The 22,912-nt window shown below is 68.4% G+C and carries 21 protein-coding genes; 14 read left to right on the top strand and 7 right to left on the bottom strand.

Going from position 1 to position 22,912, the window contains the following annotated elements:
- Window positions 1–378: 378 nt before the first annotated feature.
- Complete coding sequence (locus tag PHI64_RS04940; RefSeq protein WP_299879495.1) at window positions 379–555, top strand: hypothetical protein; 177 nt, start codon at window positions 379–381, stop codon at window positions 553–555.
- Window positions 556–623: 68 nt separating this feature from the next.
- On the opposite strand, the gene PHI64_RS04935 is transcribed toward PHI64_RS04940, so the two are convergent.
- From PHI64_RS04935 to PHI64_RS04925, 3 genes are all read right to left on the bottom strand, one after another.
- The gene (locus PHI64_RS04935) at window positions 624–1,013 is read right to left on the bottom strand and encodes a hypothetical protein (protein WP_299879492.1); all 390 of its coding nucleotides are present in this window, start codon (window positions 1,011–1,013) and stop codon (window positions 624–626) included.
- Between the two features lie 50 nt (window positions 1,014–1,063).
- Window positions 1,064–4,492: a FecR domain-containing protein gene (locus PHI64_RS04930; RefSeq protein ID WP_299879489.1), complete on the bottom strand. Its 3,429-nt coding sequence runs from the start codon at window positions 4,490–4,492 to the stop codon at window positions 1,064–1,066.
- A 120-nt stretch (window positions 4,493–4,612) separates the two neighbouring features.
- Window positions 4,613–6,625, bottom strand: coding sequence for a CHASE2 domain-containing protein (locus tag PHI64_RS04925; RefSeq protein ID WP_299879487.1), 2,013 nt, complete (start codon window positions 6,623–6,625; stop codon window positions 4,613–4,615).
- Between the two features lie 56 nt (window positions 6,626–6,681).
- Between PHI64_RS04925 and PHI64_RS04920 the strand changes: the two genes are divergently transcribed.
- The 3 genes from PHI64_RS04920 to PHI64_RS04910 all read left to right on the top strand — a co-directional run bounded on the left by PHI64_RS04920 (window position 6,682) and on the right by PHI64_RS04910 (window position 7,846).
- Window positions 6,682–7,332: a Crp/Fnr family transcriptional regulator gene (locus tag PHI64_RS04920; RefSeq protein WP_299879484.1), complete on the top strand. Its 651-nt coding sequence runs from the start codon at window positions 6,682–6,684 to the stop codon at window positions 7,330–7,332.
- A gap of 79 nt (window positions 7,333–7,411) precedes the next feature.
- The gene (locus PHI64_RS04915; RefSeq protein ID WP_299879481.1) at window positions 7,412–7,624 is read left to right on the top strand and encodes a hypothetical protein; all 213 of its coding nucleotides are present in this window, start codon (window positions 7,412–7,414) and stop codon (window positions 7,622–7,624) included.
- Between the two features lie 3 nt (window positions 7,625–7,627).
- Window positions 7,628–7,846, top strand: a complete 219-nt coding sequence (locus PHI64_RS04910; protein ID WP_299879478.1) for a hypothetical protein — start codon at window positions 7,628–7,630, stop codon at window positions 7,844–7,846.
- A gap of 157 nt (window positions 7,847–8,003) precedes the next feature.
- Here PHI64_RS04910 and PHI64_RS04905 read toward each other — a convergent pair whose 3' ends face one another.
- Genes PHI64_RS04905 through mnmG form a run of 4 tightly spaced genes read right to left on the bottom strand, consistent with a single transcriptional unit; the run spans window position 8,004 to window position 12,191 of the window.
- Window positions 8,004–8,876, bottom strand: a complete 873-nt coding sequence (locus PHI64_RS04905; protein ID WP_299879475.1) for a ParB/RepB/Spo0J family partition protein — start codon at window positions 8,874–8,876, stop codon at window positions 8,004–8,006.
- Window positions 8,877–8,884: 8 nt separating this feature from the next.
- Window positions 8,885–9,655: a ParA family protein gene (locus PHI64_RS04900; protein WP_299879472.1), complete on the bottom strand. Its 771-nt coding sequence runs from the start codon at window positions 9,653–9,655 to the stop codon at window positions 8,885–8,887.
- A gap of 2 nt (window positions 9,656–9,657) precedes the next feature.
- Window positions 9,658–10,293 (bottom strand): 16S rRNA (guanine(527)-N(7))-methyltransferase RsmG, encoded by a 636-nt coding sequence (gene rsmG, locus PHI64_RS04895; RefSeq protein ID WP_299879469.1) that lies wholly within the window; start codon window positions 10,291–10,293, stop codon window positions 9,658–9,660.
- Window positions 10,290–12,191, bottom strand: coding sequence for a tRNA uridine-5-carboxymethylaminomethyl(34) synthesis enzyme MnmG (mnmG, locus tag PHI64_RS04890; RefSeq protein ID WP_299879466.1), 1,902 nt, complete (start codon window positions 12,189–12,191; stop codon window positions 10,290–10,292). Before mnmG ends, rsmG begins: the two co-directional genes overlap by 4 nt.
- Before the next feature lie 443 nt (window positions 12,192–12,634).
- On the opposite strand from mnmG, the gene PHI64_RS04885 reads away from it, so the two are divergent.
- The 10 genes from PHI64_RS04885 to PHI64_RS04840 are packed head-to-tail and all read left to right on the top strand — an operon-like array spanning window position 12,635 to window position 22,911.
- Complete coding sequence (locus PHI64_RS04885; RefSeq protein WP_296570625.1) at window positions 12,635–13,000, top strand: response regulator; 366 nt, start codon at window positions 12,635–12,637, stop codon at window positions 12,998–13,000.
- 8 nt (window positions 13,001–13,008) lie between these two features.
- Window positions 13,009–14,292 (top strand): methyl-accepting chemotaxis protein, encoded by a 1,284-nt coding sequence (locus PHI64_RS04880; protein WP_299879463.1) that lies wholly within the window; start codon window positions 13,009–13,011, stop codon window positions 14,290–14,292.
- Window positions 14,293–14,315: 23 nt separating this feature from the next.
- Window positions 14,316–14,609: an STAS domain-containing protein gene (locus tag PHI64_RS04875; RefSeq protein WP_296570631.1), complete on the top strand. Its 294-nt coding sequence runs from the start codon at window positions 14,316–14,318 to the stop codon at window positions 14,607–14,609.
- Window positions 14,610–14,622: 13 nt separating this feature from the next.
- Entirely contained in the window at window positions 14,623–16,794 is a 2,172-nt protein-coding gene (locus PHI64_RS04870) for a chemotaxis protein CheA (protein ID WP_299879458.1), read from the top strand.
- Between the two features lie 26 nt (window positions 16,795–16,820).
- The gene (locus tag PHI64_RS04865) at window positions 16,821–19,280 is read left to right on the top strand and encodes a methyl-accepting chemotaxis protein (protein WP_299879455.1); all 2,460 of its coding nucleotides are present in this window, start codon (window positions 16,821–16,823) and stop codon (window positions 19,278–19,280) included.
- Between the two features lie 21 nt (window positions 19,281–19,301).
- A complete protein-coding gene (locus PHI64_RS04860) occupies window positions 19,302–19,880 on the top strand; it encodes a chemotaxis protein CheW (protein ID WP_299879452.1) in 579 nt (192 codons plus the stop codon).
- Window positions 19,881–19,902: 22 nt separating this feature from the next.
- A complete protein-coding gene (locus tag PHI64_RS04855; protein WP_299879449.1) occupies window positions 19,903–20,493 on the top strand; it encodes a chemotaxis protein CheD in 591 nt (196 codons plus the stop codon).
- Between the two features lie 8 nt (window positions 20,494–20,501).
- Window positions 20,502–21,335: a protein-glutamate O-methyltransferase CheR gene (locus tag PHI64_RS04850; RefSeq protein ID WP_299879446.1), complete on the top strand. Its 834-nt coding sequence runs from the start codon at window positions 20,502–20,504 to the stop codon at window positions 21,333–21,335.
- Window positions 21,332–21,832, top strand: a complete 501-nt coding sequence (locus PHI64_RS04845) for a chemotaxis protein CheD (protein ID WP_299879442.1) — start codon at window positions 21,332–21,334, stop codon at window positions 21,830–21,832. Before PHI64_RS04850 ends, PHI64_RS04845 begins: the two co-directional genes overlap by 4 nt.
- Window positions 21,832–22,911: a chemotaxis response regulator protein-glutamate methylesterase gene (locus PHI64_RS04840; protein WP_299879437.1), complete on the top strand. Its 1,080-nt coding sequence runs from the start codon at window positions 21,832–21,834 to the stop codon at window positions 22,909–22,911. The genes PHI64_RS04845 and PHI64_RS04840 overlap by 1 nt, the downstream gene beginning before the upstream one ends.
- Window position 22,912: the final 1 nt, after the last annotated feature.

Here is a 22,912-nt window from a genome sequence, read left to right as displayed (position 1 = left end):
GGCGCTCACCACCGTCCGCGGTCGAATAAATTCGACCCCACGGGAAAATGCCGCGCAGACGCGATCCCTCTCCCTGTGGGGTCTTCGTCCCTTGAATCATCGGCTTGCCTGTGACCCGCGTCCGAGGTCGAATGAATTCGACCCCACGGGACAAGCGGCGGGGCTTGAGGTGGCAGACGACTTCAAACCGAGGAAAGCAGGGTGAGTCCGACCCCACTCGGCACAAGCCCCGCCCGGCGGCGTGACCTTTGTCACACTTCCGTAGTGCCTTCCGGGGCTTCGGCCCGATGCCGCTTTGCCTAGACTAGCGGCCTTACGGGTCAAACGGAGCGCTCATCGGGGTGTCTTTCCGCCGCCCGGCTGAACGGGAGTCCTCGCATGGCCGCCGCCTCTGCCCCTCGCTGCACCCAACCCTGCCCCCTGTGTTCAGAAGCGACCTGCCGTCGCGCGGCCATGGCCGAGATGGACCCCGAGGCCATCCCCGACGAGATCGACCTGCTGCTGGTGATGTGGGCGCGGGTCCGGGGCGCCTGCAGCGAACGCCTGCCGGCCTGATCCGGCCTCCACAACGACACAGGGCGCCCCCGGGCGCCCTGTGTCGTTGACCGTACTCCGTGCGGGGCTTACGGCGGGGTGCAGCCGGCGGGGTACCAGACCTTCACCGGCCTGTTGTTGATCCAAATGATGTAGTAGCCCTGGCAGGGCACGGCGGCCTTGGGTTTCGGGCCGTTGCCCTCGCCTTGCCCGGCCTCGGGCCCGCTGGGGCACTCGGGCAGCTTGCTGGCTTTGGCCTTGCCATCGACGGCCTTGGACATGACGCAGGGGGACTGGGGCTTGCCTTGGGCGTCGAGGGGGATCACTTCGCCGTTCTTGCCGAACAGGATGCCCCCGGTGATGTCGGCGGGGGCGATGAGGCCGCGCCCCAGGGGGGCGAGGCCGCCGGCGGCCTGGGCGGGCAGGGCACTGCCGGCCAGGAGGCCGAGGGCCAGCAGGGTGGTCAGGCGGAATTTCATGGGTGAGCGTGCTCCGGAGCGTGAGGGGGAAACGGGTTCGAAGGCGGGTTTCAGAAGCGCAGCTGGGCCTGCAGCATCAGGGTGCGCCGGGGGTAGAACAGGGCCACCCGGGGGTCGCCGTTGAGGTCGGTGTTGTGGAAGCGGAAGTCCCGGTCGAAGAGGTTGTACACCCCCAGGCTGGTGCTGAGGCGCTGGGGCAGCACGGGCAGGGACAGGCGCAGGTTGCTCACCGTGAAGGTGGAGCGGGCGTCGGCGGCGCTGCCGTCGCCGGCGATCTGGCTGGCCCGCTGGCGCACCACCCAGTGCTCCAGCAGGGTGTCCACCGGGCCGGTCTTGAGCCACAGGCGCAGGGGCAGCTGGTCGGTGGCCACCTTCCAGGGGGTGTCCCGCAGCAGGCCGTCACCGGCGTCGTAGCGGATGGTCTCGTGGCGCCATTCGGCGCTGAGCAGGGCGTGGCGGCCCAGGGGCAGGGCCAGGTGGGCCCGGTGCAGGGTCTCTTTCCAGTCGGCCAGGTGGTAGCCGGTGCTCGCGCCGGAATCGACCATGGGCGCATCGAGCCAGCGCCAGGAGGCCTCCAGCCCGCCGCTCAGGCGCTCGCCCAGGCGCTGGTCCACGGCCACCGCGGCGCGGCGCCAGCGGGTGCCGGCGATCTCGTCGAAGACCTGGTTGAAACCGGCAAACTGGGTGGGGGCCAGGTTCTCGGCGTCGTAGCGGGAGCCTGACACGCCCTGGAAGACGGCGGCGCGCAGGGTGGTGCCGCCGGCGGGGCGGAGCACTGCGCCGAGCTTGCTGTTGATGCGTTCGGCGTGGGGCAGATCCAGGTCCTTGAAGCGCACGAAGTCGGCACCGCCGTGCAGGGTCAGGCTGGGCAGCACGCGCCACTGGGCATAGCCGAAGGCGGTGTCCCGGTCGGTCTTGAGGGGCACAGTGGGCAGCCGGGTCACGTCCAGCACCAGGCTCGGGTCCATGCTCAGGGCGGTGGCCACGGTGAGGTTCTGGTTGCCGGACTGGCGGGCGATGGTGGTGCCGGCGCTCAGGGCATAGCTGTCGCGCTGGCGGGTGTACAGGGCCGACAGGCCGCGGGTGCGGAGTTCTGGGGTGACCTCGCTGTTGATGTCCAGCTCCAGCCCATACAGGGGGTCGCTGTAGCGGAAGAAGTCCTGCTGCAGGATGCGGAAGCGCTGGGTGTTGGCTTCGACGAGGATTTCGTCGCCGTTGCCCAGCTCGTGGCGCAGGGCGATGCGGCCCAGGTCGTTGAGGTTGCGCTGCAGCAGGTTGGTGGCCTGGCTGTCGAACAGGGGGCGGTAGGCGGTGCTGGCGCTACGCTCGGTGTGGCGGGCTTCGGCCAGCAGGGTGGTGCCCGGGGCGAGCTGGAAGCGGGCGTCCAGGCGGCTGCCGGCCAGGTGGGTGTCGGCGCCGGCGGGCTTGAGGCCGGCGTAGCGGTAGTCAAAGCTGCCGAAGGACAGCTGGCCCTGCTCCCAGGCATGGGACAGCAGGGCGCTGGCGGCCAGGGCGCTGTGGCTGCCGCCGCCCAGGGTGGCGGCAAAGCGGGTGGGCTTGCGCTCGAAGAAGGCGGTGGCTTCGTCGGGCGACACGGCCCGCGGGCCGTCGAACAGAGGCAGCGGCGGCATCACGAACTGGGGGGCCTGGGGCCACTGGCCGATGGGCTGGCGCAGGTTGGCCTGAAGCAGCTCGGACAGGCGGGCGCCCTCGAAGCGCGGCATGTCGGCGTAGGCGTCGGCCAGCAGGCGGTGGGCGGCGGGGCTGGCCGGGTCGTCCTCGATGGCGTTCATGGCGGCGCCCTGGGCCGGGGCGGTCAGGCCCACCTGCTGGTAGGCGGCGCCCAGGCTGGCGCTGCGGGCGGCCCTGTCCTGGTCGAGCAGGGTGCCGGAGCGCAGTACCGAGCGGTTGGTGTTGCGGGCCAGGGCTTCTTCGCCGTTGTAGAGGGCGGCCAGGGGCTCGCCCTCGCGCAGTTGGCGGAAGGCGTCGAAATACCAGGGGGTGGGCGAGGCCGGGTCGAGGCGGCGGGCCAGGTCGAACTGGTCACCGGCCACCTTGCTGCGGGCTTCTTCCATGTAGGCGCGGCCCAGGTAGCTGCGCAGCTCGGCGTTGGATGGGTCGAGGAGGGCGGCGATCTCCACTTCGCGGCGGCCGTCGGCGGTTTGGCCCTGGCGCATCAGGGCCAGGCCGAGGCCGAAGTGGGCGAGGGGGTCGGCGTCGTTGCGGGCCAGGGTGGCCTGGAAGTCGGCGGCGGCTGCGGCCGTATCGCCCACCAGCAGGCGGGCAAAGGCAGCCAGGGCGGCGGCCCGGGGCGTGTCGGAGGCCAGGGCCAGGGCGCGCCGGGCGCTGACGCCGCCGGCTTCGGCGCGGCCCAGGCTGAGTTCCAGCTCGGCCTGGCGGGCATGGGCGAGGGGGGCGTCGGGGCCCAGGGCGGTGGCCCGGCGGGCAGCTTCGAGGGCGGCGGGGAGCTGGCGGGCAGCCTGCAGAGCGTAGCTGTAGGCAAGCTGGGCGGCTGGTGAATCGGGGTTGCGTTCGACGTTCTGGCGGGCAGTTTCGAGGGCGGCGGGGTTGTTGCGGGCCACCTGAATCACGGCGGCGGTGGCGTCGAGGGCCGGGTGGGTACCCGGGGCAAAGCGGGCCAGCAGGGCGCCGGCCTCGTCGGCACGGCCCAGGCCCAGCAGCACGCCGGCCTTGAAGGCGGCCAGGGCAGGGGTGCTGTCCACGTCGGCGAGGGGGGCGAGGCGATCAAGGGCGTCGCGGGCGCGGCCGGCGGCCAGATCGGCCTGGGCGGCGCTCACGGCCTGGCGGGTGGCATCGGGGTAGGTGGCCAGTTCGGCGGGGCGGAGATGCTGCACCTGCGGGTAATGGATGGCCCAGGCCACGGCGTCGAGGGGGCGTACGGTGATGCTGGCAGGGGCGCTGCCGGCGCGCGCTTCGATGGCCTGGCCGGCACCGATGCGCTGCTCGCCGGCGCTGTTGCCGGTGCGTACGCGGCCTTCGGCCACCACTACGCGGGCCTGGCCGTCGTCGGTGGCTACGGTGAACTCGGTGCCGTCTACGAAGGCGTTGACGAAGGGCGTGATGATGCCGAAGCGCTTGTTGAAGCGGCTGATCACGTGCACTACGCCCTTGGGCAGCTGCAATTCGCCGGCGGTACTGGCCTCGGGCAGGGTCAGGGTGGTGTTCTGGTCGAGGCGCACCAACACGTCCTGAGCCAGCACTATGGCGGCCCGGCCGGGGCCGGGCACGGCGACCTGGTCTCCGGGGCACAGGGCCTGGCGTGGGGTGGCAGTGTGCCACTGGGGGCTGCCGGCGCTGCGTACCTCGATGCGCCCCTCGGTGGCGGCGAGGCGCCCGCTGGGCGGCTCGCAGGCGAGAGCGTCGAGAGACAGGGTTGCCAGGCCGGCAATGGCGAGACTCAGGCCGCGGCTGAGCGGTCGCAGGAGGAATATCTGCGGCGGTCGGTCAGGGGACTGCATTGCGGGCGTACCGGAGCTAAGGGCAGTGTGTGGCGATTTGCCAAGATTATTTGGAATATTAACTGCAAAAGGATGTGACTTACAGCGTTGCACGCGCAGTTTGCCGTTGTCCTTGGGTTTTTATTTCTGGGTGAGCACGATGCAGCCGTCGGTGTCGGGGGTGGGTTGGCCAGCCAGACGGCTTTCGCAGCGTTCCACGTAGAAGTGGGCGGGGCCGTCGCCGGGGCTGGCGGCGAGGGCGATGCGCAGGTGCAGGCGAGCCACGTCGAGGGCGTCGGCGGCATAGGCCTGGCGGGCGGTGTCGAAGGCCTGGCGGGCGTCGGCAGGCGGGAGGGTGGGGCTGAGTTCGTGGAGTTCGATGGGGCTGCGCTTGCCGGCCAGCACGAAGCGCCCGAGGTGCCGCGCGTACCCCGCGCCAGGGGTGTCGGTGTGCTGGTCGAGCACCGCCGCCGAGGCCAGGATGCGTGTGCCGAGTGCCTTGTTGGCGCTCTGGATGCGGCTGCTGGTGTTGACGATGTCACCCACCACGCGCAGCTCCCGGCGGGCTTCAGCACCGACTTCGCCGAGAAAGACCGGGCCGTAGTGGAGGCCGAAGCGGGTCCGCAGCGCGGTGCCGTCCTCCTGCGGGGCCTCGTTCATCAGGCGGTCCAGTTCGAGGGCGGCTGCGCAGGCCCGGCGGCAGGCTTCGGCGGGGTCGTCGTCGGCCAGCCACAGGCACATGGCGGAGTCGCCGACGATGTCCATCACATGCCCGCCGTGGGCTTCGACCACGGGCAGGAAGCGGGCGAAGTAGCGGTTCAGGGCCTCGGTGGTGGCGGCGGGGCTGAGGGTTTCGGACAGCCCGGTGTAGGCCTCGATGTCGCTGCACAGGCACACCCCATGCACGCTGCGCCCGCCGTCGTGGCCGCGCAGCAGGGCCACGAGCTTTTCGCTGCCCTTGCGGCTGAGGCCCAGGGCGAGGGCTTTCTCCAGGTCGCGCTCGCGCTGGCGGGCGGCCCGGCCATGGCTGAGCAGGCCGAAGGCGGTGGCGGCGAGGGGGGCGACGAGCCCCGGCAGGATCACCGGCAGCCATACCTGGTGCCCGGCGAAGCTCCAGGCGGCGAGGCCGATCCAGGCCAGGCCGAGGCCGGCGCTGAGGGCCAGGGCCTGGGGGGTGGAGGCGAAGCGCCACAGGGCGGCGAGGGCGGCACTCCAGGCCAGCAGGGCGGCGAGCAGGGTGGCCCCCTGGGGGCGCAGCAGGGTGGAGCCGTCGAGGAGGTTGGAGAGGGCCGTGGCGCACAGCTCCACGCCGCTGATGTCGAGCCCGTCCGGGGTGCTGTAGGGGGTGCGGAAGATGTCACCCTGGCGCGACTGGTTGAACTCGGAGAAGCCGATCAGCACGGCCTTGCCGCGGAAGGCGGCGTCGCCGCTCACGGGGTCGGCCACCCGTTCTAGGGCTTCGGTGTAGGACAGGGTGCGGATGCTGCCGAGGGGGCCGTAGAGGTTGAGGGCGTGCAGGCGGGTGTCCGGCGAGGGGGAGATGGCGGCGGGGGTGCCGGCGGTCATCAGCTGGGCCATCAGCATGGGCAGGGAGGGGTGGTCGCCGATGCTGGGGATGAAGCCCCAGAACTCGAAGATGCCCTCCGGCGTCTTGGGCATGATGAAGGGCCCGCTGGCCCAGGCTGCGTCCTGGAGCATGGGCAGAGGGCGGGTGATGTGATCGACGTGGGCGATGATCTGCCCGTCGGGGCGGGTGACGGCCTCCCGGGACAGGCCCTCCATCAGCACCACGTTGCCAGCCCGGTGGATGGCTGCGGCCAGGGCCTGGTCGCCCTCCGGCTCGCGGGCGCGCTCGAAGAGCACGTCGAAGCCGATCACCCGGGCGCCCCGGTCCACCAGCCCGTTGATCAGCCGGGCGTGCAGGTGGCGCGGCCAGCGCTCGGGGCGCTCGGACTGGCCCAGGGCCCGGGCCGAGCGGGAATCGAGGGTTATAATCACCACTTCCTGCGGTGGTTGGCGTGTTCCCCGCAGGGCATACAGCAACTCCAGCCCGGCACCTTGTTCCATGTCCCGGGCGGGGGAAAACAGGGCGGCGGCCATCGTCAGCAGCGAGGCCAGGACCAGTCCGAAGAGGGTTTTATCGAGGCGTTGCAATGGCGGTCTCAGGGCTGGGCTCGGGGGCACGCTGTCATCGGAGAGGGAAGCGGGCTGTGAAGTATCTGGATCGGGTGGATCTGTTCGACGGCCTCAGTGATGAGCAGGCCGAGGTGCTGAGGGGGCGTTCACGCATCCGCAGTTTTGCGCCCAACACCATTGTCGTCAATGAGGGTGACGATGGCAGCAGCCTGTTCGTGGTGCAGAGCGGGTCACTGAAGGTCTTCCTGACCGACAACATCGGCCGCGAGGTGACCCTGTCGCTCCTTGATCCGGGTGATTACTTTGGCGAGCTGGCCCTGCTCGACGACGCACCTCGCTCCGCCTCGGTCATCGCCCTGAGTCGCAGCGAGGTGCTGCAGATTCCCCGGGTGGCCTTCCTGGCCCTCATCGAGGCCTACCCTGCGTGCATGCAGATCGTGGTGCGCAACCTGGTGGGGCGCATCCGCACCCTGACCGAGAGCGTGCGCGCCCTGGCCCTGGTGGATGTCTTCGGGCGGATCTCGCGGCTGTTCGACTCCCTCGCTGTGGAGGAGGATGGCGTGGCCATCATCGACCGCCGCCTCACCCAGCAGGATCTGGCCAACATGGTCGGCGCCTCCCGGGAGATGGTGAATCGCATCCTGCGCGACATGGTCTCCGGCGGTTATGTGGAGATCGAGCCCCAGCGCATCATCCTGCGCAAGAAGCTCCCCGAGCACTGGTAGCCTGATGTAAAAACCTTGCTGTTGGTAAGGTAATTTCCCATCCCTTGACTACACTGGAATAAACCAAGGGAGACACATCATGAGCTTCATCGATACACCCATCAGCCGCTGCGAAGCCGTCCGTGAAATGGTCCTGACCGACCAGACCCAAGGCCAGTGCGCCCATGAACATGAATGTCCGCCGGGGCGTCAGTGCCCGCTGGACGGGTGCTTTGCCGAGGTTTCCGGCATCACCGAAGAGACCACCCGGCGTGCGGTGGCCGAGGCCGCAGCCGCCCATCCCGCCGCCTGATCCATGGCCAATCGCACGCTTGGAACCCGCCAGAAAATGATCTTCCGCGGCCCCGATCAGGGGCCGGGGAAGGGGGGCGGCAAGGGTGTGCCCAAAGGGCCCCGCAACCCGCTGGTCGTGCCCGCCCTGCAACGCAAGGCCGGGCCCCACGAAAAGTCCCAGGGCGCCAAACGCCAGGAAGCGCAACGCATCCTGCGCAGCCGGACGGACGAAGACCAGTAGGGGCGACTCTGTAGGGGCGACTTCAGTCGCCCGCGGACTTTCGGACCAGGGGCATGCCGATGATCAACGCGTGGATGGGCGACTGAAGTCGCCCCTACACATCGCTCCCTCTCCGCGTCGTCCTGGCAGATCCCCCGCGGGGCAGCGGGCTGCCGGGTCAGGACTTCAGATTGAGCCGGTCGAGCAGGCCGTCGAGCTGGTCGAGGCTGCCGAACTGGATGGTGACGGCGCCGACGCCCTTGTTGTTGGCCTTGATCTTCACCGTGGCGCCGAGGCGGTCGGCGATTTCTTCTTCGAGGCGCAGGATGTCCCGGTCGGGTGCCGGGGCGAGCTGTTTCGATTTCGGGTTGAGGGCCTGGTGCACCAGCCGTTCGGCTTCACGCACCGACAGGCCGCGGGCGGCGATGAGGTTGGCGAGACCGACCTGGGAGGCGCCGTCGAGGGGCAGCAGGGCGCGGGCGTGACCCATGTCGATGTCACCGGCCATCAGCAGCTCCTGCACCGGGGGGGCGAGCTGGAGCAGGCGCAGCAGGTTGGAGGCGGCGGGGCGGGAGCGGCCGACGGCGTCGGCGGCCTGCTGGTGGGTCATGCCGAATTCGTCGATGAGGCGCTGGATGCCGCCGGCTTCTTCGAGGGGGTTGAGGTCTTCGCGCTGGATGTTCTCGATCAGGGACATGGCCAGGGCGGCCTCGTCCGGGATCTCGCGCACCAGGCAGGGCACGTCGTTCAAGCCGGCCAGCTGGGCGGCGCGCCAGCGGCGTTCGCCGGCGATGATCTCGTAGCGCTTTGCGTCGTAGGCGCCGCCGATGGGGCGCACCAGGATGGGCTGCATCACCCCCTGGGACTTGATCGAGGCGGCCAGCTCTTCCAGGGAGCCCGGGTCCATGCGGGTGCGGGGCTGGTATTTGCCCGGCTGCAGCTCGGCGGCGGGCAGGGTCTGGAGCTCACCCTGGCTCTGCTCGCTGTCGTTGTTGGCGGCGAGGAGGGCGTCGAGGCCGCGGCCGAGGCCTTTGAGTTTGGGAGGTGCCATGGTGGGGTTCAGAGGGTCTTGACCCGTTCGATCATTTCTTTGGCGAAGGCCAGGTAGGCCTGGGCGCCCTTGGCGCTGCGGTCGAAGACCACGCCGGGGATGCCGTGGCTGGGGGCTTCGGCGAGGCGCACGTTGCGCGGCACGATGGCTTTGAAGACCTTGTCGCCGAAGTGGGCCTCGAGCTGGGCCGAGACCTGCTGCTGCAGGGTGACGCGGGGGTCGAACATGACCCGCAGCAGGCCGATGATGGACAGGTCGCGGTTGAGGTTGGCGTGCACCTTCTTGATGGAATTCACCAGGTCGGAGAGGCCTTCGAGGGCGTAGTACTCGCACTGCATGGGGATGATCACCCCGTGGGCGGCGCACAGACCGTTGAGGGTGAGCAGCGAGAGGGACGGCGGGCAGTCCACCAGCACGAAGTCGTATTCGGTCTGATGCAGGGCGAGGGCGTCGCGCATGCGGTTCTCGCGCCGGTCGAGGCCGACCAGCTCGACTTCGGCACCCGCCAGGTCGCGGTTGGCCGGGATCAGATCGTAGCCGCCGCTCTCGGAGCGCACCCGGGCGTCGGCCACGGTGCCCAGGCCCACCAGCAGGTGGTACACCGATTTGCTCAGGGTGCGCTTGTCGATACCGCTGCCCATGGTGGCGTTGCCCTGGGGGTCGAGGTCGATGAGCAGCACGCGCTGGCCGGCAGTGGCGAGGCCGGCGGCCAGGTTGACGCAGGTGGTCGTCTTGCCGACGCCGCCCTTCTGGTTGGCGATGCAGAAAATGCGGGCCATGCTCAGATCCGTTTCACGATGAGGAGGTGGCGCTCGGCGTCGAGGCCGGGCACGCTGAGGCGAATGGCCTGTTCGAGGCGGAAGCCGGCGGGTAGCCGGGCGATCTCGTCCTCGGGGTAAACGCCCTTCATGGCCAGCAGACGGGTGTCGGGGCCGGCCAGGTGGGCAGTGAGGTTGACGAAGTCGGCCAGGTCGGCGAAGGCCCGGGAGATGATGCCGTCGGGGGCCTGCGGGGCGTAGGCCGGCTGCCAGGCTTCGATGCGCGCATGGTGGGCGCGGAAGTTGGCGAGCTTTAGCTCGATCTTCGCCTGATTCTGGAAGCTGGCTTTCTTCTGCACCGTTTCAACGGAATCCACCTGCAGGCCGGGGCGGCACAGGGCCAGCACGATGCCGGGCAGGCCGCCGCCGGAGCCCACGTCCACCAGCCGGGTGAGGCCGCTCAAGTGGGGCAGTACCGACAGGGAGTCGAGCAGGTGGTGGGTGAGCAGCTGGCCTTCGTCGCGGATGGCCGTGAGGTTGTACACCTTGTTCCACTTGATCAGCAGGTGGCCGAAGGCGAGCAAGCGCTCTGCGGTGTCGGCGGGCAGGTCCAGGCCAAGGGCGGCGATGCCCTGTTCGAGGGTCGCGATGGCGCTCATGCCGACTTCTCCCGGCCGCGGGCCAGCTCGCTGCGTTTGAGCCACACCAGCAGCAGGCTGATGGCCGCCGGGGTGATGCCCTGGATGCGGCTGGCCTGGCCGATGGTCTCGGGCTTGTGCTGGTTGAGGCGGCCCTGGACCTCCTTGGACAGGCCGCGCACGCTGGCGTAGTCGAGATCGGCGGGCAGGCGGGTGGCTTCAGCGTCGGCCTGGCGGGCCACTTCGTCGAGCTGGCGGTCGATGTAGCCCTGGTATTTGGCGGCGATCTCGAGTTGCTCGACCACCTGGGGGTCGGTCTCGGGGCCTTCGGGGGCGCCGGGCAGGGTCATCAGGTCGGCGTAGCGCACGTCGGGGCGGCGCAGCAGCTCGAAGAAGGGGTATTCGCGCTCGATGGCCTTGCCGAGCACGGCCTCGGCGGCTTCAGCCGGCACCCTGGCCGGGGTGGCCCAGGTGGCGCGCAGACGGGCGGTTTCGCGCTCGATGGCCTCGCGTTTGGCGCAGAAGGCGGCCCAGCGTACGTCGTCCACCAGGCCCAGCTTGCGGCCGGCTTCGGTGAGGCGCAGGTCGGCGTTGTCTTCGCGCAGGCTCAGGCGGAACTCGGCGCGGGAGGTGAACATGCGGTAGGGCTCGGAGACGCCGCGGGTGATCAGGTCATCCACCAGCACGCCCAGGTAGGCTTCGTCGCGGCGCGGGCACCAGGCCTCCTGGCCCTTCACCTGCAGGGAGGCGTTGATGCCGGCCAGCAGGCCCTGGGCGGCGGCCTCTTCGTAGCCGGTGGTGCCGTTGATCTGGCCAGCGAAAAACAGCCCGCCGATGGACTTGGTTTCGAGGCTGGACTTGAGGTTGCGCGGGTCGAAGTAGTCGTACTCGATGGCGTAGCCGGGGCGCAGGATGTGGCAGTTTTCCAGGCCCTTGATGGAGCGCACGATGTCCAGCTGCACGTCGAAGGGCAGGCTGGTGGAGATGCCGTTGGGGTAGATCTCGTGGGTGTCCAGGCCTTCGGGCTCGAGGAAGACGTGGTGGCTGTCCTTGTCGGCGAAGCGGTGGATCTTGTCCTCGATGCTCGGGCAGTAGCGCGGGCCCACGCCCTCGATCACGCCGGAATACATGGGCGAGCGGTCGAGGTTGGCGCGGATGATGTCGTGGGTGCGGCTGTTGGTGTGGGTGATCCAGCACGGCAGCTGGCGCGGGTGCTGGGCCGCGCTGCCGAGAAAGCTGAATACCGGCACGGGGTCGTCGCCGGGCTGCTCCTGCATCACCGAGAAGTCGATGCTGCGGGCGTCCAGGCGCGGCGGGGTGCCGGTCTTGAGGCGGCCCTGGGGCAGGGCGAGTTCCTTGAGGCGCTGGCCCAGGCTGATGGCCGGCGGGTCGCCGGCGCGGCCGGCGGAGTAATTTTGCAGGCCCACGTGGATCAGGCCATTGAGGAAGGTGCCGGCGGTGAGCACTACGGCGGGGGCCTCGAAGCGCAGCCCGATCTGGGTGACCACGCCGGTGACCCGGTCGCCCACCACGGTGAGGTCGTCCACGGCCTGCTGGAACAGCCATAGATTGGGCTGGTTTTCGAGGCGCTTGCGGATGGCGGCTTTGTACAGCACCCGGTCGGCCTGGGCGCGGGTGGCGCGCACGGCCGGGCCCTTGCTGGCGTTGAGGATGCGGAACTGGATGCCGCCTTCGTCGGTGGCCGCGGCCATGGCTCCCCCCAGGGCGTCCACTTCCTTCACCAGGTGCCCCTTGCCGATGCCGCCGATGGACGGGTTGCAGCTCATCTGGCCGAGGGTTTCGATGTTGTGGGTGAGCAGCAGGGTGGCGCACCCGGCCCGTGCCGCTGCCAGCGCGGCTTCGGTGCCGGCATGGCCGCCGCCGACAACGATGACGTCGAATCGGGTGGGATGGAGCATGGAGAAAACCGGGGAAGGTGAATCGGGGGAGCCGAATGATACGACCTTGCGCTGCAAAAATACAGCGCCGTGGGCCCTGTTTGTGGCGAAAAACGGCGGATTTACAACGGCTTACCCCAATTTCGGGGCTGCCCTTGGGCGAGCTTTGCAGGTGCTTTTCGGGTGCGTTGCCGCAAGCCTGCCGCCGTGTTTGTCACGGGCCGGGCTGGTGGTACGGGTGCCCGGCACCCGGATCAGGCCGGTCCATTGCTGGGTTGAACAAACTTCCAGCCCTGGGATGCCACTTTGGCCTCAAGTTTGCCGCCGGGCGTCCGTTGAGCCTTGCAGCACAAAGGCTGCCCTCGCAGGGGCGCGAAGGATCGCCACCCGGGCAGCTGTCGTCAATCAATTATGAATGTAGGGCCCGCGCCTGCATGTGGCCGTCAGGGTCAGGGAGTCAGCACGTGAAGACCATCATGCTGGTGGACGATTCCGCCACCGTATTGCTTTCCATCTCCGGGATTCTCGCCAAGGCGGGTTTCCAGGTCGTCACCGCCAGCAGCGCCGAGGACGGCCAGAAGAAGCTGGCCGCCGGGACCAAGCCCGATCTGCTCATCACCGACCTCAACATGCCCGGCATGAACGGCATCGAGTTCATCAAGGTTGTGCGCCAGCGGGCCGAGCTGCGCTTCATGCCCATCCTGTTCCTCACCACCGAGTCCCAGCAGAGCAAGCGGGCCGAGGCGAAGGCCGCCGGCGCCTCCGGCTGGATCGTCAAGCCGGCCACCGCCGACACCCTGCTCAATACGATCAAGCTGGTTCTGCGCTGAGCGCTTCCATGACCATCCAGAACAAGTCCCTGCGGCGGAGGGTGCTGCTGTCCGGCGTGACGGCGGCCGGGGTGTTTGGCGTGGTGTACTTCGCCAACCCCCTGTACCACGAGGTCCTCCTCGACCGCTTCGGGCTCAGCCACTCGCTGGGTGATGCGCTCGGTGCGGCCTTCGCGGTCATCATCAGCTTTGTGGCCCACCACCTGCTGTCCATCGCCCGCTACCGCGATCCGAGCTACGGCGCCGAGAATGCCCTGCAGCACGCCCGTGACGAGGCGGCGCGGCAGCACGGGGTGGCGGCGCAGGTGGGCCAGTCCCTGGATCAGGTGCCCCATCTCAACAGCATCCTGGTCGGCCAGCTCAACGCGGTGACCGAGCAGACCGAAGCGGCCGCCCTGGGCATGGTGCAGCGCCTGCAGGCAGTGGACGACGTGGTGCGTGACCTGGACGGGGTGGTGCAGGCCTTTTCCCAGGAGTCGAGCCAGATCGTCGAGGAGGCCAACACCCGCGCGGCCCGCAACCAGAAGACCCTCGAATCCCTGCAGCGCTACATCCACAGCCGCCTTGAGAACGTGGGTGAGGAGCAGGAGCACGTGATGTCGGCCCTGGCCGAAGCCCGTTCCCTGGCCCAGTTCGTCAACCTGGTGCGCGACATCTCCGGTCAGACCAACCTGCTGGCCCTGAACGCGGCCATCGAGGCGGCCCGGGCCGGCGAGGCCGGGCGGGGTTTTGCGGTGGTGGCCGATGAGGTGCGCAAGCTCGCCGGCCAGACCGACCAGGCCGTGCTGAAGATCAATGAAGGCATCGACCGGGTGGTGAACACCATCGAGTCCAAGTTCCGGGCCCAGCTCGACCAGTCGATCTCGAATGCCGAGGAGAGCGCCCTGCGCACCGTGGCCGACCAGTTCGACGAGGTCAGCCAGAGCTACGCCCAGCTGCTTGAGCACGAAGGCCGCATCCTCGGCGTGTTCCGGGAGTCCAGTGGCCGCCTGGCCGACATGTTCATGGAGACCATGGCCAGCGTGCAGTTCCAGGACGTCACCCGGCAGCAGATCGGGCATGTGATCGAAGCCCTGGAGCGCCTTGATGCCCATGTGCTCAAGCTCTCGGCCTGCCTCGCCGGCACCGTGGCGGCGGACGACATCCCGGCCATGACGGAGCAGATCGATCGCCTGTTCGAGAGTTACGTGATGGACCGGGAGCGCGACGAACACGCGCGCCGCAGCGGTCGGGCCGCGCCCTCGGGCATGAGCGGCGCGGCGGCGAGCGGCCCCCCGGTCGAGCTGTTCTGACGCGCCGCAGCCTGGAGAAGATGATGAGCGTGATCCGACGTGCCTTTACCGAAGATTTCACGATCTATCGGGTGGCCGAGATCAAACCCGAACTGCTGGAGGCGATTGCGGCCGGCGAACGCATCGAGCTCGACCTTGCCCAGGTGGAGCGCATGGACTCCGCCGGCTGCCAGCTGCTGATGCTGGCCAAGCGCGAGGCCAGCGCCGCCGGCAAGACTTTGGCCATTGTGGCCCACAGCCCGGCCGTGCAATCCCTGATCGAGTTCTACAACCTGGCCGCCTGGTTCGGCGACCCTCTGGTCGTAGCGGCCCAATAGCGGCACCCCCACCATGGACGAACTCAAGCAAGTCTTCCTGCAGGAAAGCAATGAGCAGCTCGATGCCCTCGAGGCGCTGCTGCTCGAGCTGGAAGCCCGCCCCGACGACGAGACCACCCTCAACGGCATCTTCCGGGCGGCCCACACCATCAAGGGCGCGGCCGGGATGGTCGAGTGCGCGGCGGTGGAATCCTTTGCCCACGTGGTCGAGAACGTGCTCGACCGCCTGCGCAATCACGAGATCGCGGTGAGCACCGAGCTGGCCGCCCTGATGCTGGCCTGTACCGATCAGCTGCGGGTGCTGGTGGCCGACGAAGCTGGCGTGGCCGACCTGGCTGCGGAAGAAATCCAGACCCGAACTGCAGGCCTGCTGGCCCGTCTGCGCGAGTTCGGGCCCGGCGGCCAGGTCGCTGCCAGCCCCAAGCCGGCCGAACCGGGGGTGCAGCGCATTCCCGCAGGGCATGCCGGCCACACCTGCTGGCACATCTCGGTGCGCTTCGGCCCCGAGGTGCTGCGCCAGGGCATGGACCCGGAGAACTTCCTGCGCTTTCTCGAGACGGTGGGCAACATCCGCCACATCGAGACTCTGGCCGACGGCATGCCCGCCGCCGCGGAGATGGACCCGGAGCTGTGCTACCTGGGCTTCGAGATCGCCCTCGAATCGGCCGCCGACAAGCAGGCCATCGAGGACGTCTTCGCCTTTGTGCGTGACGAATGCCGGCTGGCCATCCTGCCGCCGGACAGCAAGGTGGGCGACTACCTGGAGCTCATCGACAGCCTGCCCGAGGACAGCCTGCGCCTGGGCGAGATTCTGGTGCGGGTCGGTGCCCTCACCGCCGACGAGCTGGCCGAGGGCCTGCGCGCCCAGGCCGCCCCCGCCTCTCCCGACAGCGCCCCCGAGGGCACGCCCATCGGCGAGATCCTGGTGGCCCGCCAGGTGGTGCAGCCCGAGCTGGTGGCCGCCGCCGTGGCCAAGCAGACCCAGGTCAGCGAAAAGAAGGCCCACGACGCCAAGCTCATCCGCGTGCCGGCGGACAAGCTCGACCACCTGATCAACCTGGTGGGCGAGCTGGTGATTGCCGGCGCCGCCACCAGCCTGCTGGCCCACACCCGGCGCGACGGCGAGCTGATCGAGTCCTCGTCCCTGCTGACCCGTCTGGTGGAGGAGATCCGCGACGCCTCCCTGCAACTGCGTACGGTGCAGATCGGCGAGACCTTCAACCGCTTCCAGCGCCTGGTGCGCGACGCCTGCAAGGATCTGGGCAAGGACGTGGAGCTGGTGATCTCCGGTGGCGAGACGGAACTCGACAAATCCATCGTCGAGAAGATCGGCGACCCCCTGATGCACCTGGTGCGCAACAGCCTCGATCACGGCATCGAGGCCCCCGCCGTGCGGGAGGCCGCCGGCAAGAGCCGGCGCGGCAGCCTGTCCCTCAACGCCTACCACGACGCGGGCAGCATCGTCATCGAGGTGGCCGACGACGGGGCCGGCCTCAACCGGGAGCGCATCCTGGCCAAGGCCGTGGAGCGCGGCCTGGTGGACCCGGACGCGCATCTGTCTGACCGGGAGGTCTACGACCTTATCTTCGCCCCCGGCCTGTCCACCGCCGAGCAGGTGACCAACCTCTCCGGCCGCGGCGTGGGCATGGATGTGGTGCGGCGCAACCTGCAGGCCCTGCGCGGCACTATCAACGTGGATAGTCACCCCGGGCAGGGCACCCGCCTGACCCTGCGCCTGCCCCTCACACTGGCCATCATCGACGGCTTCCTGGTGGTGTCGGCCAACCGCTCCTATGTGATTCCCCTCGATGCGGTGGTGGAGTGCATCGAGCGCCCCGTTGCCGAGCACGACCGCAATTACTTCAACCTGCGCGGCCAGGTGCTGCCGGCGGTATGCCTGCGGGAGAGCTTCAAGCTCCCCGGCGAGCGCCCGGCCCGGGAGAGCGTGGTGGTGGTGCAATACGCCGGCCAGCGCGCCGGCATCGTGGTGGATCGCCTGGCTGGCGAGCTGCAGGCAGTGATCAAGCCCCTCGGGGCGATTTTCCGCCATCTGCAGGGCATCGGCGGATCGACCATCCTGGGCAGCGGCGAGGTGGCCCTGATCCTCGATATTTCCGCTTTGATCAAGATTTCGGGGCAGGCCGAGCAGCGTCTGCTGGCCCGCCCCGAGCAACGTAGCGCCTGAATTTTTGCATTACCCGGAGACCAAGCATGTTCAATAATCTGAAGATCGGTGTGCGCCTCGGGCTCGGCTTCGCCTTCGTCCTGCTGATGCTGGCGGCGATCTCGATCCTGTCCATCACCCGCATCAACGAGCTCAACGCCGGGATCAACGAGCTGGCGGAAGGGCGGATCCCCAAGATCATCATGGCCGACGAGCTGGCCTTCAACGTCCAGCTCATTGGCCGGGGGCTGCGCAACGTGATCATGAGCAATGACAAGGGCATCGAGAAGCAGCAGCTCGAGGCCATTGCCAAGGCCCGCAGCCGCAACACCGAGATCTTCCAGCAGATCGCGCCGCTGATCGTGACCGAGAAGGGCAAGGCCCTGCTGGCCAAGGCCACCGATCTGCGGACGAAGTACAACGCCGTCACCGACAGGTTGCTGACGCTGGCGGATACGTCTTCCTCCCAGTACAACCAGGACAAAGCCACTCAGCTGCTGTTCGGCGAGTACACTGAGGTTGCCGGCCTGTACAACGGGGCCCTGGCGGATCTCGCCGCCTTCCAGGTGGATGGCGCCAAGAAGGCGGGGGTCAAGGCGGTGGAACTGGCCAGCTCCTCACGCAGCCTGGTCATCACCCTGGCCTCGGCAGCCTTCGCGCTGGCGGCCCTGTTTGCCTTCTGGCTGACCCGCAGCATCACCCGCCCGATCAACCAGGTGGTGGATGCGGCCAAGAAGATGGCTACAGGTGATTTCAACTTCACGCTCAAGAGCGACGCGAAGGATGAGGTCGGGCAGGTGGTCCAGGCCGTCGAGGCCGTGCAGCATGCCGTCCAGTCCATGTCCACCGATGCCTCTCTGCTGGTTACCGCTGCGGTGGAAGGCCGTCTGGCCACCCGCGCCGATGCGAGCAAGCACCAGGGGGATTTCCGCAAGATCGTCGAAGGTGTTAACAGCACCCTCGATTCGGTGATCAACCCCCTGAACGTGGCCGCCAACTACGTGGATCGCATCTCCAAGGGCGACATCCCGGCGAAGATCAGCGACAGCTACAACGGTGACTTCAACACCATCAAGAACAACCTCAACACCTGCATTGATGCGGTGAACAAGCTGGTGGCCGATGCGGGCGTGCTGTCCAAGGCTGCCGTGGAGGGTCGCCTGGCCACCCGTGCCGACGCCACCCAGCACCAGGGTGATTTCCGCAAGATTGTTGAAGGGGTGAACGACACCCTGGATGCGGTGATCGGCCCCCTGAACGTGGCCGCCAACTACGTGGATCGCATCTCCAAGGGCGACATCCCGGCGAAGATCACCGACAGCTACAACGGCGACTTCAACACCATCAAGAACAACCTCAACACCTGCATCGACGCGGTGGACAAGCTGGTGGCCGATGCCAACCTGCTGTCCGCGGCGGCCATCGCCGGGCGTCTCGAGACCCGTGCCGACGCCAGTCAGCACCAGGGCGACTTCAGGAAGATCGTGGATGGCGTGAATGGCACCCTGGACGCCATCGTCGGGCCGATCAACGAAGTGCGCCGCATCATGAGTGCCATCGAGCAGGGCGACCTGACCCAGAACATCGCCAATGATTACCAGGGCGACTTCAAGGCCCTCAAGGAGGCGGTGAACAACACCGTCGCCAAGCTCTCCGACACCATCACCCAGGTGCGTACCGCGGCCGATGCCCTGACCAACGCCTCCGGCCAGGTTTCGGCCACCGCCCAGAGCCTGTCCCAGTCCTCGTCCGAGCAGGCCGCCAGCGTCGAGGAGTCGTCCGCGTCGGTGGAGCAGATGTCGGCCTCCATCAACCAGAACGCCGAGAACGCCAAGGTCACCGACAGCATGGCCTCCAAGGCTGCGGTCGAAGCCACCGAGGGCGGCGACGCGGTGAAGAACACCGTCGATGCGATGAAGAAGATCGCCCAGAAGATCGGCATCATCGACGACATCGCCTATCAGACCAACCTGCTGGCCCTCAATGCCGCCATCGAGGCGGCCCGCGCCGGCGAGCACGGCAAGGGCTTTGCGGTGGTGGCGGCGGAAGTGCGCAAGCTCGCCGAGCGCAGCCAGGTGGCTGCCCAGGAGATCGGCGGCCTGGCGGGCGATTCCGTCGGCCTGGCGGAGCGCGCCGGGCACCTGCTGGACGAGATCGTGCCGTCCATCCGCAAGACCTCCGACCTGGTGCAGGAGATCGCCTCCGCGTCCCAGGAACAGTCGTCCGGGGTGGCCCAGATCAACAACGCCATGAACCAGCTCAACCAGGCCACCCAGCAGAACGCCTCGGCCTCCGAGGAGCTGGCGGCCACTGCGGAAGAGCTGGGTGGTCAGGCCGAACAGTTGCAGCAGCTGATGCTGTTCTTCACCATCGACGAGCGCAACATGGGTCGCGGTGCTGCCCGTCCGGCAGCAGCCGGCGCGGTGCGCCATACCCCCGCCAAACCCCGCGGTGGGGCCCGGGTGGCGGGTTTTGCGTTCAACGAGAACGACTTCGAAAAGTTCTGAGCGGCGAGAAGGAGCCTGAGCATGTCCACGCTGCCTACCGCGGCGGGCAACCCTGCCACCAGTGGCGCCACGGCGCCGGTGGTGGTGGAGGCCAGCCCCGCCCAGTACCTGACCTTCCAGCTCGGCGGCGAGATGTTTGCCGTCGGCATCCTCAACATCAAGGAGATCATCGAGTACGGCACCGTCACCGAGATCCCCATGGTGCCGCCTTTCATCCGCGGGGTGATCAACCTGCGCGGTGCGGTGGTGCCGGTAATCGACCTGGCCAGCCGCTTTGGCGGCAAGCGCTCGGAGATCTCCCGGCGCACCTGCATCGTCATCATCGAGCTGTCCGAGAACGACGAGCGCCAGGACGTGGGCGTGGTCGTCGATGCGGTGTCGGAGGTGCTGGAGATCCCGGCCTCCGAGATCGAGCCGCCGCCGTCCTTTGGTGCCCGCATCCGCGCCGACTTCATCCGCGGCATGGGCAAGGTGAATGGCAAGTTCGTGATCATCCTCGAAGTCGCCAAGGTGCTGTCGGTGGATGAGATCGCCTCCCTGTCGCAGCTGGCTACCGAGTCTGCCCCCGACGGCCTGGCCGGCGCCACGGCTCCGGACTGAGCACGGCTAGCCGCCGGTCATTATGGACTACGCCAGCCTGCCGGCCCGGGAGATCGAGCGCCTATCACGCAACGTGGCCCCGGGTGCTTGGGCCGTGGAGCGCGAGCAGCCCCTGTCCACCCTGCTCGGCTCCTGCGTGGCGGTGTGCCTGTTCGATGCTCAGGCCCGGGTGGGGGGCCTCAACCATTTCATGCTGCCCAACCTGCAGCGCAGCGCCAACAGCGAGGTGGATGCCCTGCTGGCCGGCGACTACGCCATGGAGACCCTGCTCAACGCGCTGCTCGCCCGGGGCGCGAAGAAGCCGCGCATCCAGGCCAAGGCTTTTGGTGGCGGCACCATCATCGAGACCGCCGGGCAGTCCTTGGCCATCGGTCAGCGCAATGCCCGCTTCGCCCGCGACTGGCTGCAGCGGGAGGGCATCCCCGTGGTGGCCTCCGACTTTCTCGGCCCCTGGTCGCGCAAGCTGCTCTTCCTGCCTGCCAATGGCGACGCCTGGTGCAAGCGCATCGTCACTTCCCACGCCACTGCGGAGGTCATCGCCCGTGAGGAGCGCGCCTACGCGGCCACGCTCCTCAAGCCGACGGTGGCGGACGACAACGTGGAACTGTTCTGAGCCTGCCCATGAACGGCTTCGCCGCCGGGCACCCGTCAGGTGCCGCCATCACCGACCAGGAATTCGCGCTGTTCCAGCGCCTGATCTACAAGATCGCCGGCATCAGCCTGTCGGATGCCAAGAAGGTGCTGCTTGTCGGGCGTCTCTCCAGACGCCTCAAGCACTACGGCCTTCCCAGCTTCTCCCTGTATTACCGCCTGCTTGCCACCGGCCAGCACCCGGAGGAACTGCAGGTGATGGTGGATCTGCTCACCACCAACGAGACCTACTTCTTCCGCGAGCCGCGCCACTTCGAGTTCCTTCGCGACGAGATCATCCGCCCCCGGCGTAGCTCGGCGCCCTTCCGGGTATGGAGCGCCGCCTGCTCCACCGGTGAGGAGGTCTACACCCTGGCCATGCTGCTCGCCGAGACCCTGCCCAATGGGCCTTGGGAGGTATTCGGTTCGGACATCAGTACCCAGGTGCTGGCCAAGGCGGAAGCGGGCCATTACCCGCTCGATCGCAATGAGGGCATTCCCCCTGCCTACCTGGTCAAGTATTGTCTGAAGGGCGTGCGCGCCCAAAGCGGCACCTTCCTCATCACCCCTGAGCTCAAGCGCCGGACGCGCTTCGCGCAAGTGAACCTGACTCTGCCGGTGGATGCCGAGATTGGTGATTTCGAGGTAATCTTTTTGCGTAACGTGATGATCTATTTCGATACGGACACCAAGCGCAAGGTTGTGGCCAACCTGCTGCCCCGCCTCAAGTCGGGCGGACACCTGATCATCGGTCACTCGGAGACCCTCAACGGTATCCAGCAGGGGCTGGAGATGGTGCGGGCGACCATCTACCGCAAGCCATGATCGAGTTGGCCGACGACATCAACGAAGTATTCCTGCAGCCGGGTGACTTCCATTTCGGGGGCGGGCGCACGCGCCTGTCCACCCTGCTCGGGTCGTGCATCTCCATCACCCTGTGGCACCCCCGGCGCCTGATCGGCGGTATGTGCCACTACATGCTGCCCGGGCGCAGCCGGGCGGCGGACGCACCCCTGGACGGGCGTTATGCCGACGAGGCCCTGGCGCTGTTCGACCAGGCCGTGGCCCGTGCAGCGAGCCGGCCGGCCGAATATCAGGTGAAGGTCTTTGGTGGCGGCAACATGCTCTCCCGCGATGCTTCCGTGCCCCGGGCCATGGACATCGCCAGCCGCAACGTGGAGCGCGCCCATGAACTGCTGGCCCGCCACGGCTATCACCCCACGGTGACGCACTGTGGCGGCCAGGGGCACCGCAAGCTGATCTTCGATCTGTGGACCGGGCATGTGTGGATGGCCCACCGGCCGCTGGATGGGGGGCTGTGATGCCCAGGTCGCCCATCCGCGTGATGATCGTGGACGACTCGGCCATCGTGCGCCAGGTGGCCAGCGAGGCCATTGCCGCCCAGACCGACATGCAGGTGCTGGCCACCGCCTCGGACCCGCTCTTTGCCATCGACAAGATGCGCAAGGCGTGGCCCGACGTGATCGTGCTCGACATCGAGATGCCGCGTATGGACGGGCTGACCTTCCTGCGCAAGCTGATGGCCGAGCGCCCGACCCCGGTGGTGATCTGCTCGTCCCTGGTGGATCGGGGCGCCAAAGCCAGCTTCGATGCGCTGGCGGCGGGGGCGGTGAGCCTGGTGGCCAAGCCCAAGGTGGGGGTCCGGCAGTTTCTGCAGGATGAGAGCGAGAGCCTGGTGGCGGCCATCCGCGCCGCTGCGGGGGCCCGCCTGCGCCACGGGCCGGCGCCGCTGCCGCGCCCCAAGCTGACCCTCGACGATCTGCCCGCCGGCCCGCGGCTGGCTGCCACCACGGACCGGACCCGGGTGGTGGCCATCGGCACCTCCACCGGTGGCACCCAGGCCCTGGAGGCGGTGCTGACCAGCCTGCCCGAGGCGGTGCCGGGCATCGTCGTGGTGCAGCACATGCCGGCGGGTTTCACCGACATGTTCGCCCGGCGCCTCGACGGCCTGGCGCGCATCCGTGTCCGCGAGGCGCGTCCGGGCGACCGGGTGGAGCCCGGCCTGGCCCTGATCGCCCCGGGGGGCCGCCACCTGCAGCTGGCCCGGGACGGGGGCGGCTACCACGTGGGGGTGGTGGATGGGCCCCTCATCAATCGCCACAAACCTTCGGTGGATGTGCTGTTCCGCTCGGTGGCCAGAACGGCCGGGGCCCGTGCCCTGGGCATCATCATGACCGGCATGGGCGACGATGGCGCCCTGGGCCTCAAGGAGATGCGTGATGCCGGCGCCACCACCATTGCCGAGGCTGAGGAGACCTGCGTGGTCTTCGGCATGCCGAAGGAGGCCATCCAGCGTGGCGCGGTAGACACCGTGCTGCCCCTCCACGACATCGCCGCAGGCCTGGTGGCGTGGAGTCGCGGGGCCCTGCGCAGCGACTGAG

The sequence above is a fragment of the Zoogloea sp. genome, assembly GCF_028689785.1.
Classification (GTDB): Bacteria; Pseudomonadota; Gammaproteobacteria; order Burkholderiales; family Rhodocyclaceae; genus Zoogloea.
Note: the sequence above shows the minus strand (reverse complement) of the source record. Positions and strands in the feature narration are given on the sequence as shown.